Annotated in this window: 9 protein-coding genes; 6 read left to right on the top strand and 3 right to left on the bottom strand. The window is 63.6% G+C overall.

The features are described 5' to 3' along the window. A partial coding sequence (locus tag ACLKMW_RS10825) for an AMP-binding protein (RefSeq protein WP_415724467.1) occupies nucleotides 1–1125 on the bottom strand: 1125 nt, incomplete at its 3' end. 211 nt (nucleotides 1126–1336) lie between these two features. Here ACLKMW_RS10825 and ACLKMW_RS10820 point away from each other — a divergent pair. Both ACLKMW_RS10820 and ACLKMW_RS10815 read left to right on the top strand, forming a co-directional pair. Then, entirely contained in the window at nucleotides 1337–1609 is a 273-nt protein-coding gene (locus tag ACLKMW_RS10820; protein ID WP_415724466.1) for an usg protein, read from the top strand. Between the two features lie 189 nt (nucleotides 1610–1798). Next, entirely contained in the window at nucleotides 1799–2905 is a 1107-nt protein-coding gene (locus ACLKMW_RS10815) for a branched-chain amino acid ABC transporter substrate-binding protein (protein ID WP_415724474.1), read from the top strand. A 67-nt stretch (nucleotides 2906–2972) separates the two neighbouring features. Here the strand turns inward: ACLKMW_RS10815 and ACLKMW_RS10810 are convergent, their stop codons facing one another. After that, a complete protein-coding gene (locus ACLKMW_RS10810; protein WP_415724465.1) occupies nucleotides 2973–3635 on the bottom strand; it encodes a YggS family pyridoxal phosphate-dependent enzyme in 663 nt (220 codons plus the stop codon). Between the two features lie 146 nt (nucleotides 3636–3781). Between ACLKMW_RS10810 and leuS the strand changes: the two genes are divergently transcribed. Both leuS and lptE read left to right on the top strand, forming a co-directional pair. Next, on the top strand, nucleotides 3782–6403 hold the full coding sequence (gene leuS / locus ACLKMW_RS10805) for a leucine--tRNA ligase (protein WP_415724464.1): 2622 nt from the start codon (nucleotides 3782–3784) through the stop codon (nucleotides 6401–6403). Beyond that, entirely contained in the window at nucleotides 6390–6968 is a 579-nt protein-coding gene (gene lptE / locus ACLKMW_RS10800; protein WP_415724463.1) for an LPS assembly lipoprotein LptE, read from the top strand. The genes leuS and lptE overlap by 14 nt, the downstream gene beginning before the upstream one ends. Nucleotides 6969–7016: 48 nt before the next feature. Here the strand turns inward: lptE and fsa are convergent, their stop codons facing one another. Further along, a complete protein-coding gene (fsa, locus tag ACLKMW_RS10795) occupies nucleotides 7017–7670 on the bottom strand; it encodes a fructose-6-phosphate aldolase (RefSeq protein ID WP_415724462.1) in 654 nt (217 codons plus the stop codon). Between the two features lie 88 nt (nucleotides 7671–7758). Here fsa and ACLKMW_RS10790 point away from each other — a divergent pair, with 88 nt between their 5' ends. Both ACLKMW_RS10790 and ACLKMW_RS10785 read left to right on the top strand, forming a co-directional pair. Beyond that, nucleotides 7759–9942, top strand: coding sequence for a primosomal protein N' (locus ACLKMW_RS10790; protein WP_415724461.1), 2184 nt, complete (start codon nucleotides 7759–7761; stop codon nucleotides 9940–9942). 85 nt (nucleotides 9943–10027) lie between these two features. After that, nucleotides 10028–10423 (top strand): AGROH133_08824 family phage infection protein, encoded by a 396-nt coding sequence (locus tag ACLKMW_RS10785; protein WP_415724460.1) that lies wholly within the window; start codon nucleotides 10028–10030, stop codon nucleotides 10421–10423. Nucleotides 10424–10494 lie beyond the last annotated feature (71 nt).

Genomic DNA, 10494 nt, shown 5'->3' with positions numbered 1-10494 from the left:
CTTCTTCACATGGGCATCGCCCGCCCCCATCAGCGCCCGGATCGCCGTCGGCGCGGTGTAGAAGATGTTGACCTGGTGCTTGTCGACCACTTCCCAGAAGCGCGACGGGCTCGGATAATTCGGCACCCCCTCGAACATCAAGGTGGTGGCGCCGTTGGCCAGCGGTCCGTAGAGGATGTAGGAGTGGCCGGTGACCCAGCCGACATCGGCGGTGCACCAGTAGATGTCGCCGTCATGGTAGTCGAAGATGTACTGGTGGGTCATCGACACGAACACCAGATAGCCGCCGGTGGTGTGCAGCACGCCCTTCGGCTTGCCGGTCGAGCCGGAGGTGTAGAGGATGAACAGTGGGTCCTCCGCCTGCATCTTCTCCGGCGGGCAGTCGGCCGCCACAGCGGCCGCCGCCTCGTGGTGCCAGACGTCGCGGCCTTCCACCCAGGCGATGCTGCCGCCGGTGCGGCGCACCACCACCACCGTCCTGACCGTCACGCCGTGGCCGGCGGCGATGGCGATCGCCTTGTCGGTGTTGGTCTTGAGCGGGATCGGCTTGCCGCCGCGCAGGCCCTCGTCGGCGGTGATCACCACGCTCGACTGGCAGTCGACGATGCGCCCGGCCAGCGCCTCCGGCGAGAAGCCGCCGAACACCACCGAATGGATGGCGCCGATGCGGGTGCAGGCCAGCATCGCATAGGCCGCCTCCGGGATCATCGGCATGTAGATGGTGACCCGGTCGCCCTTCTTGACCTCGCGCTGCTTCAAGACATTGGCGAAGCGGCAGACCTGTTCGTAAAGCTCGCGATAGGTGATCTTCCTGTCGTCGGCCGGATCGTCGCCCTCCCAGATGATCGCCACCTGGTCGCCGCGCGTCTTCAGGTGGCGGTCGATGCAGTTGTATGAAACGTTGAGCTCGCCATCCTCGAACCACTTGATCGACACCGCGCCGGCAAACGAGGCGTTCTTGACCCTGCTGTAGGGCGTGAACCAGTCGAGCCGCTGGCCGTGCTTGCCCCAGAACCCGTCCGGGTCGGCAACACTCTCCGCATACCACTTCTCATAGGTCGCGTTGTCGATCAGCGCCGCCTCTTTCCATCCCGCCTGCACAGGATGAACAACTTCATCAACCATCTCAGTTCCTCACATTCCTCGGCGTGTCGTGCCGGAGTGGCGGAATCCTCATCCGTCGCACCGACAATATTAGACATACGACGCGGATGCCAAGGCCGATGCGCCCCTCGGCGTACGCTCCCGCGTGCGACATCATTAGGACTCTGTTGACCATCGAGCCGCATCATTATCTTATCAGTGTGGAGGAGCGGCGAAAGGCGGGAGAACGGCCATGCGCGAGACTTCGGAACTGGAACTTATGCTCAAAGGCTACGGCCTGACCACGGCAAAGCTTCTTTACCACATGCCGGACCATCCACATCTGCTGCAAACCTTTATCTGGCAGGACTACGATCTCGCGCCGAAATTTCCATGCTTGTTCGGCTTCATCGAGTTCTGGAAGACAAAGCTCGACGGGCCGCTTCATTCGGTGAGCTACACGCACCGCAAGTTGATCGCGCCCAATGAATGGCGCAATGTAAACGGCGAATTCGTGCTGCATTAGATCGCGTGCGTCCATCCGGACGACAACGCTGGTCTGACGCTTTGACGAATACCGGATTTCGCTTTGCGATCCGATGCCCTAGTCTATCCGCTCTTCCGTCTGGCTGATTGCCAAAACGGAAGGGAATGGATATGCGCGGCCAGGCCTTTGGTGAATCCGAAGGCACGCTCGAGCTTCAGGAGAATCATGATGAAGACGAAATTGTTGGCCGGCGTCGCGTTTGCCGCTTCCCTGGCTTTTGCATCGGCTGCCCAGGCCGATATCGTCATCGGCGTCGTTGCGCCGCTTACGGGGCCGGTCGCGGCCTATGGCGATCAGGTGAAGAACGGCGCCGAAGCCGCCGTCGATGTGATCAACAAGAACGGCGGCATACTTGGCGAGAAGGTCGAGCTGAAGCTTGCCGACGATGCCGGCGATCCCAAGCAGGGCGTGTCGGCCGCCAACAATCTTGTCGGCGATGGCGTACGCTTCGTCGTTGGCCCGGTGACGTCCGGCGTCGCCATCCCCGCATCTGACGTGTTTGCCGAAAACGGCGTGCTGATGGTGACGCCGACGGCGACTGCGCCGGAGCTGACGGCCCGCGGCCTGACCAATGTGCTCAGGACCTGCGGCCGCGACGACCAGCAGGCGGAAGTCGCCGCCGCCTATGTGCTCGAGCACATGAAGGACAAGCGGGTGGCGGTCGTTCACGACAAGGGCACTTACGGCAAGGGCCTCGCCGATGCGTTCAAGGCAGCGATCAATGCCGGCGGGCTGAACGAGGTGTTCTACAGCTCGTTGACGCCGGGCGAGAAGGACCTGTCGGCGCTCACCACCCGCATCAAGTCCGAGAATGTGGATGTGATCTATTTCGGCGGCTACCACCCGGAAGGCGGGCTGCTCGCCCGTCAGCTTCGCGATATTTCGGTCAATGCCACCATCATCGGCGGCGAAGGGCTTTCCAACACCGAATATTGGGCAATCGGCAATGAAGCGGCGGCCGGAACGATCTTCACCAACGCGACCGACGCGCTGAAGAACCCGGATTCGGCCGAGGCCGTCAAGGTGCTGAAGGAAAAGGGCATTCCGCCGGAAGCCTTCACGCTCAATGCATATGCGGCGGTCGAAGTGCTCAAGGCCGGTATCGAAAAAGCCGGCAGTGCGGAGGATGCGGCCGCGGTCGGGACCGCGCTGAAATCCGGCGAGCCCGTGGCGACCGCCATCGGCAAGCTGACCTATGGCGAAAACGGCGATCTTTCCTCGCCGAGCTTCTCACTGTTCAAGTGGGAAGACGGAAAGATCGTCGCCGTCGAATAAGCTTCCAAGCCTAAGAAATGGAAAAGGCCGGCATCGACCGGCCTTTTTCTTTTGCGGAGCGGCTGCTTCATCTGGCTCCGAAGATCGCCGAGCCGACGCGCACCGAGGTGGCGCCGAAGCCGATCGCGATCTCGTAGTCGCCCGACATGCCCATCGACAGATGGTCGACGTCGGCTTCGCGCGCCAGTTTTTCCAGAAGCGCGAAATGCGGGCCGGGGTTCTCATTGGCAGGCGGAATGCACATCAGCCCTTCGATCGCAAGGCCGTGCACCTGCCGGCAACGCAGGACGAAGGCCGCCGCATCGCGCGGCCCGATCCCCGCTTTCTGCGGTTCGGAGCCGGTGTTGACCTGGACGTAGAGCTTGCGCTTCACGCCCTGCTTCTGCATTTCCTTGGCAAGCTCGGCCGCGATCTTGTCGCGGTCGACGGTCTCGATGACATCGAAGAGCGCTACAGCCTCCCGCGCCTTGTTGGATTGCAGCGGGCCGATCAGCCGCAATTGCAGGTCGGGAAATTCGGCTTTCAACGCCGGCCATTTGGCTTGCGCCTCCTGCACGCGGTTTTCGCCGAACACCCGCTGACCGGCATCGATCGCCGGCCGGATGCCCTCGGCATCGAAGGTCTTGGACACGGCAATCAGGGTCACTGAGCCGGGTTCGCGCTTTGCTTCGCGCGTCGCCGCCGCTATCCTGCTTCTCACCGTTTCAAGCCGTTCGACCGTGGTTGTCATCACTATATCCTGCTGCTTTTCGTCGCCGGCGGATTTCGCCGGAGTTGACGGGTCCGGCAATCCGTGTTGAACACCCGGACCAAGATCTCTGAATGCCAGACTGCGGCGCGCAGCCTGACGCATGCTTTGTAAGTGAAAAACACCCGATGGCAACCGAACGATACAATCCCCGCGCGATCGAACCCAAATGGCAGAAGGCCTGGGAGGACCGGAAGCTCTTCGAGACGAAGAACGACGATCCACGTCCGAAATACTACGTGCTGGAGATGTTTCCCTACCCATCCGGCCGCATCCATATCGGCCATACGCGCAACTACACGATGGGCGACGTGGTGGCACGCTACAAGCGCGCGAAGGGTTTCAACGTGCTTCACCCGATGGGGTGGGACGCCTTCGGCATGCCGGCCGAGAACGCGGCCATGCAGAACAAGGTGCATCCCAAGGAATGGACCTATCAGAACATCGCCACCATGCGCGCCCAGCTCAAGGTCATGGGGCTGTCTATCGACTGGAGCCGTGAATTCGCCACCTGCGACGTCGACTACTACCATCGCCAGCAGATGCTTTTCCTTGACTTCGTAGCGAAGGGGCTAGTGACGCGCAAATCCTCCAAGGTCAACTGGGACCCGGAGGACATGACGGTGCTTGCCAACGAGCAGGTGATCGACGGCCGCGGCTGGCGCTCGGGCGCACTGGTCGAGCAGCGTGAATTGACGCAGTGGTTCTTCAAGATCACCGACTATGCGCAGGATCTGCTCGATTCGCTTGACGGTCTCGACGGCTGGCCCGAAAAAGTCCGCCTCATGCAGCAGAACTGGATCGGCCGTTCGGAAGGCCTGACCATCCGCTGGGCGCTCGCCGAGGGCACCGCGCCCGATGGCGAAAGCGAGCTCGAAGTCTATACGACGCGGCCGGACACGATTTTCGGCGCGTCCTTCATGGCGATTGCCGCCGATCATCCTTTGGCAAAGAAGGCGGCCGCCAACAATCCCGAGCTGGCCGCCTTCATCGAGGATGTGCGCCACATGGGCACTTCGGTTGCAGCACTCGAAACCGCCGAGAAGAAGGGTATGGACACCGGCATCCGGGTCGTCCATCCCTTCGACGAGAACTGGACGCTGCCCGTCTACGTCGCCAATTTCGTGCTGATGGAATACGGCACCGGGGCGATTTTCGGCTGCCCGTCCGGTGACCAGCGCGACCTCGACTTCGCCAACAAATACGGCCTGCCGGTGGTGCCGGTGGTGATGCCGGAAGGCGAGAACCCGGCAACCTTCCAGATTCTGGAGGAAGCCTATGTCGATGACGGCGTGATGATCAATTCGCGCTTCCTCGACGGCATGACGCCGCAGGCGGCTTTCGCCGAGGTTGCCGCCCGGCTCGAACGCCGGACGATCGGCAACCGGCCGATGGGCGAGCGCAAGGTCAATTTCCGCCTGCGTGATTGGGGCATCTCGCGCCAGCGCTACTGGGGTTGCCCGATCCCGATGATCCACTGCGAAGATTGCGGGGTCGTGCCGGTGCCGAAGGCCGACCTGCCGGTGAAGCTGCCGGACGACATCGACTTCGACAAGCCCGGCAACCCGCTCGACCGTCATCCGACCTGGCGGCATGTCGCCTGCCCGAAATGCGGCAAGGATGCGCGCCGCGAAACCGACACGATGGACACTTTCGTCGATTCGTCCTGGTATTTCGCCCGCTTCACCGCGCCGTGGGAGAACGAGCCGACCGACCGCAAGGCGGCGAATGAATGGTTGCCGGTCGACCAGTATATCGGCGGCATCGAGCATGCGATCCTGCATCTGCTCTATTCGCGCTTCTTCACCCGCGCCATGCGCGATACCAGCCATGTCGATCTGGCCGAGCCGTTCGAGGGCCTGTTCACCCAGGGCATGGTGGTGCACGAGACCTACCGTTCCGAGGACGGCCGCTGGCTGGCGCCGACCGAGGTGCGGCTGGAGCAGGACGGCGATGAACGCCGCGCCATCGAGATCGTCACCGGCAAGCCGGCGGAGATCGGCCCGCTCGAAAAAATGTCGAAGTCGAAGAAGAACACGGTAAGCCCCGAAGAGATCACCGATGGTTACGGTGCCGATACGGCGCGCTGGTTCATGCTGTCGGATTCGCCGCCCGAACGCGACGTCGAGTGGACCGACGAGGGCGCCGCCGGCGCGCACCGTTTCGTGCAACGCGTCTGGCGTTTGGTGACGACGGCGGCCGATACGCTTGGCGGAATTGCACCCGCTTCCGCGAGCGAAGGCCAGGCGGGCGTCGTATCGAAGGCCGCGCACAAGGTGCTGAGGGCGGTCGGCGAGGATATCGAGAAGCTGGCATTCAACCGCGGCGTCGCCCGCGTCTACGAGCTTGCCAATGCGCTGACCGCCCCGCTGACGCAGATCTCGGAAGGCAAGGCCGATCCGGCGCTCAAGGCGGCAACGCGCGAAGGTATCGACATATTGGTGCATCTGATCGCGCCGATGATGCCGCATCTGGCCGAGGAATGCTGGCAGGTCCTTGGCGGCGAAGGCTTCGTTTCCGAGCAGCCATGGCCGGTGTTCGACCCGGCGCTTGTCGTCGACGACCAGTTCACCTATCCGGTCCAGATCAACGGCAAGAAGCGCGGGGATTTGACAATTGCCCGCGACGCGGATCAAGTTGCCGTCCAACAGGCGGTTCTGGCACTCGACTTCGTCCAGAAGGCGCTCGAGGGGAAGTCGCCGCGCAAGGTAATCGTCGTGCCGCAGAGGATCGTCAATGTCGTTGCCTGAACGGCCGCGAGGCTCCCGGAAACTCCATCCGTGCGGCATTGCCGCGCTTGCGCTCGCCTTGTCGATGCTCGCGGCCTGCACCGTACGGCCGCTCTATTCCGACGGTCCGGCCGTGGCGGGCGCGCAGGCGGGGGCCACGACCGGACTGCATTCCATCGCCATCAAGCCGGTGAGCACGCGCTACGCGCAAGAGGTGCGCAACCACCTGATCTTCGGGCTGAACGGCGGGGCCGGGCAGCCAGCCAATCCACTTTACATGGTCGATCTCGGCATGACGCAGCAGGCGGTATCGACGGCGAGCGTCCAGCGCGTCACCGAAGACGAGCCGACGGCCCGAACCATGACGCTGACTTCGAACTACGTGATCACCGATGCGAAGACCGGCGATGTGCTTGCCAGGGGCGTGCGGGACATTTCCTCGTCCTACGACGTACCACGCCAAGGCTTCGCCGAGTTTCGCGCCGAGCGAGATGCCGAAAATCGCGCGGCAAGGCAGCTTGCCGAACTGCTGCGGCTGGCAATCGCGCAGGATCTGGCGCGGCTCGCCGGCGGTCAGCCTGGATAAGATGCAATCCGACCCTGGGTGCGGCCGGCCCACCGGCCGCCAAGGTTGTCAGCCGATCTTCTGGCCGGTCTTGGCCCAGTCGGCCAGGAAAGCTTCCAAACCCTTGTCGGTCAGCGGGTGCTTGACCAGCGCCTTCAGCGTTGCGGGCGGTACGGTGGCGACGTCGGCGCTGATCAATGCGGCCTGCTTGACGTGGTTCACCGTGCGGATCGAGGCGGCAAGGATTTCCGTCTTGAAGTCGTAATTGTCGTAGATTGTGCGGATTTCCGAGATCAGCTCCATGCCGTCGAGGCCGATGTCGTCGATACGGCCGATGAAGGGCGAGATGAAGGTGGCGCCAGCCTTGGCGGCAAGCAACGCCTGGTTGGCCGAGAAGCAGAGCGTTACGTTGACCTGGCGCCCCGCGGCGGTCAGCGCCTTGCAGGCCTTGAGCCCGTCGAAGGTCAGCGGAACCTTGATGCAGATATTGTCGGCGATTGCCGCCAGCACCTTCGCTTCCTTCATCATCTCGGAATACTCCGTGGCGGTCACTTCCGCGGAGACCGGACCGGCGACGATGTCGCAGATTTCCTTGGTCACCTCGGCGATGTTGCGCCCTGATTTGAGAATGAGCGACGGATTGGTGGTGACGCCGTCGAGCAGGCCGAGCTCGTTGAGCTCGCGGATTTCCTTGACGTCGGCCGTATCGACGAAGAATTTCATGAATATCTCCTTGGCGATTTTCGCGCCGTCGCGGCGCGTCGTTGTTCGGGCTTTGATCTAAACCAAAGTCCGGGCAAGGTCACGCGGCATGACAGACGATTCGTCCGAAACCAAGGCCGTGCCGGTGCTGGTGCCGATGCCGGCCGAGCGCGCCTATTCCTATGCGGTGCCTGAAGGCATGCATGTGGTGCCGGGTTCGATCGTGCGCGTGCCGCTCGGGCCGCGCGAGGTTGCGGGCATCGTGTGGGATGGAGAGGTCGAGGCGCTGGACCCCAAGCGGCTGCGGCCGATCAGCCATGTCTTCGATTGCCCGCCGATCGGCGCGGAAATGCGCCGTTTCGTCGACTGGATTGCCGCCTATACGCTGTCGCCGCCCGGCATGGTGGCGCGGATGATCCTGCGCGCGCCAGAAGCCTTTGATCCCGAACCGTGGACGGAGGGCTTGCGCCGGGTAGCGATCGAGCCGGACCGGATGACGACCGCCCGAACGCGCGTGCTGGAACTGGCGAATGATGGCCTTGCCTGGACGCGCTCGGGCCTCGCTCATGCGGCGGGCGTTTCCTCGACGGTCATCGACGGGTTGAAGGCGCAAGGCGCGTTCGAGACAGTGATGATTCCGCCGCAGCCGGTCGTGGCCGCCCCTGACACGGGCTACGCGGCGGCTGAACTCACCCCTGAGCAGCAGGCCGCCGCCGCCATGTTGCGCCGTAGCGCGGCCGCCGGAAAATTCGCCGTCACGCTGCTCGACGGCGTTACCGGCTCCGGCAAGACCGAGGTTTATTTCGAAGCAGTCTCGGCAGCGCTTGACGAGGGCCGGCAAGTGCTGATCCTGCTTCCGGAAATCGCGCTGACCCAGGCCTTTTTGGAGCGCTTCCAGGACAGGTTCGGAGCAAAGCCGGCCGAATGGCATTCCGATCTCGCACCCCGCAAGCGCGAGCGGGTCTGGCGGCAGGTGGCGGAAGGGGGAGTGCGGGTGGTCGCGGGTGCGCGCTCGGCACTTTTCCTGCCGTTTCAAAAGCTCGGGCTGATCGTCGTCGACGAGGAGCATGATCCTGCCTACAAGCAGGAGGACCGCGTTTTCTACAATGCCCGCGACATGGCCGTGGTGCGTGGCCATATCGGCGGCTTTCCGGTGGTGCTGGCCTCGGCGACGCCTTCGGTGGAAAGCCGGGTCAATGCCGAGCAGGGGCGTTATGCGCGCACGGTGCTTCACGCGCGTTTTGCCGAGGCCGCGCTGCCGACGATCCGGCCGGTCGACATGCGCCGCGCGCCGCCAGCCAGGGGCGGTTTCCTGTCGCCGGTGCTTCTTTCGCATATGCGCGACACGTTGGAGCGAAACGAGCAGTCACTGCTGTTCCTCAACCGGCGCGGCTATGCGCCCTTGACCCTCTGCCGCGTCTGCGGCCACCGTTTCCAGTGCCCTTCCTGCTCGGCCTGGCTGGTCGAACACCGCTTTCGCGGGCAACTCGTCTGCCATCATTGCGGGCACAACGAAAAGCGGCCGGAAGCCTGCCCGGAATGCGGGACGCTCGATCACCTGGCCGCCTGCGGCCCCGGCGTCGAACGCATCGCCGAGGAAGTGGTCGGGCATTTCCCCGACGCGCGCACAATCGTGCTCTCGTCCGACATTCTGGGCGGGGTCAAGCGGCTGCGGCTGGAATTGGCGGCGATCGCGAACGGCGAGGCTGACATCGTCATCGGCACGCAACTGGTGGCGAAGGGGCACAATTTTCCGAACATGACGCTGGTCGGCGTCGTCGACGCCGACCTCGGGCTCGCCAATGGCGATCCGCGCGCCGCCGAACGCACCTTCCAGCTTTTGTCGCAAGTCACCGGGCGGGCAGGGCGCACCGGCAAGAAGAGCCTTGGGCTCTTGCAGACCTTCCAGCCCGAGCATCCGGTGATGCGGGCAATCGTTTCGGGCGATGCGGAGGCATTCTACGAACGTGAAATCCTCGAGCGGGAAAAGGCCGTCCTGCCGCCATTCGGAAGACTTGCCGGCATCATCGTCAGCGCCGCCACCCGGGCCGAAGCGGAAAGCCACGCGCGCGGGCTGAGGCGCGCCGCCCCGGTTGCCAGGGACATCCACGTGCTCGGCCCAGCCGAAGCGCCGCTGGCGCTGGTTGCCGGGCGGCATCGGTTTCGGCTCCTGGTGCAGGGCGAGCGGCGCTGCGATATGCAATCCTATCTGCGGACGCTTCTGGCGAACGGACCGAAAGTGCGCGGCTCTGTACGCGTGCAGGTCGATATCGACCCGCAGAGTTTTTTGTGAGGCTGCCGTCCGTGCCTATGGCGCGGCAGGCATCCCGCGCTAGAATAACGCGATTTCAGCACGAAAATCCGTTTGGAGGGGTGACATGGAGTTCGCATTTCCCAGGCCGTTCACGCAGGGCGAATGGCTGGCGTGGTGTTCCGCGGCGGTGACGGTGCTGTTAGGTCTTTTGCTGCTGTTCGGGCCGAGGCTTTCCTTTCGCGTGCTGCGGCTGCAGACGGTGGAGGGCCATCCCGAGGCGATAGCCGAGGCGCGGGCACGCATGGCCGGCTTCTACCTCGGCCTTGGCCTGTGCTGCATTCTCCTGGCGCAGCCGCTCCTCTATATGGCGCTCGGCTTCTCCTGGGCGTTCACTGCCTTTGGGCGCGTCGTCTCGATGCTGTCGGACCGGGGCAACACTTTCTACAATTGGGTTTTGCTCGCCGTGGAACTGGTTCTGGCGGCGTTGCCGCTGGCCTTTGCGGTTGGCCTCATATCCTGAAAGTCGTCTGGCGCGGTTTTGGCGGGCGGGATGCGACAAACTGCGCTGAAGCCTGCCTTTCAACGTGTTGC

The sequence above is a fragment of the Borborobacter xinjiangensis genome (assembly GCF_047739745.1).
GTDB lineage: Bacteria > Pseudomonadota > Alphaproteobacteria > Rhizobiales > Rhizobiaceae > Pseudaminobacter.
This window is presented reverse-complemented; position numbering and strand designations above follow the sequence as displayed.

What these genes read in the sequence shown, in the direction of transcription:
- ACLKMW_RS10820 (WP_415724466.1), top strand. Translation starts at nt 1,337, where the DNA reads ATGCGCGAGACTTCGGAACTGGAACTTATGCTCAAAGGCTACGGCCTG.
- ACLKMW_RS10815 (WP_415724474.1), top strand. Translation starts at nt 1,799, where the DNA reads ATGAAGACGAAATTGTTGGCCGGCGTCGCGTTTGCCGCTTCCCTGGCT.
- ACLKMW_RS10810 (WP_415724465.1), bottom strand. Translation starts at nt 3,635, where the DNA reads ATGACAACCACGGTCGAACGGCTTGAAACGGTGAGAAGCAGGATAGCG.
- leuS (WP_415724464.1), top strand. Translation starts at nt 3,782, where the DNA reads ATGGCAACCGAACGATACAATCCCCGCGCGATCGAACCCAAATGGCAG.
- lptE (WP_415724463.1), top strand. Translation starts at nt 6,390, where the DNA reads ATGTCGTTGCCTGAACGGCCGCGAGGCTCCCGGAAACTCCATCCGTGC.
- fsa (WP_415724462.1), bottom strand. Translation starts at nt 7,670, where the DNA reads ATGAAATTCTTCGTCGATACGGCCGACGTCAAGGAAATCCGCGAGCTC.
- ACLKMW_RS10790 (WP_415724461.1), top strand. Translation starts at nt 7,759, where the DNA reads ATGACAGACGATTCGTCCGAAACCAAGGCCGTGCCGGTGCTGGTGCCG.
- ACLKMW_RS10785 (WP_415724460.1), top strand. Translation starts at nt 10,028, where the DNA reads ATGGAGTTCGCATTTCCCAGGCCGTTCACGCAGGGCGAATGGCTGGCG.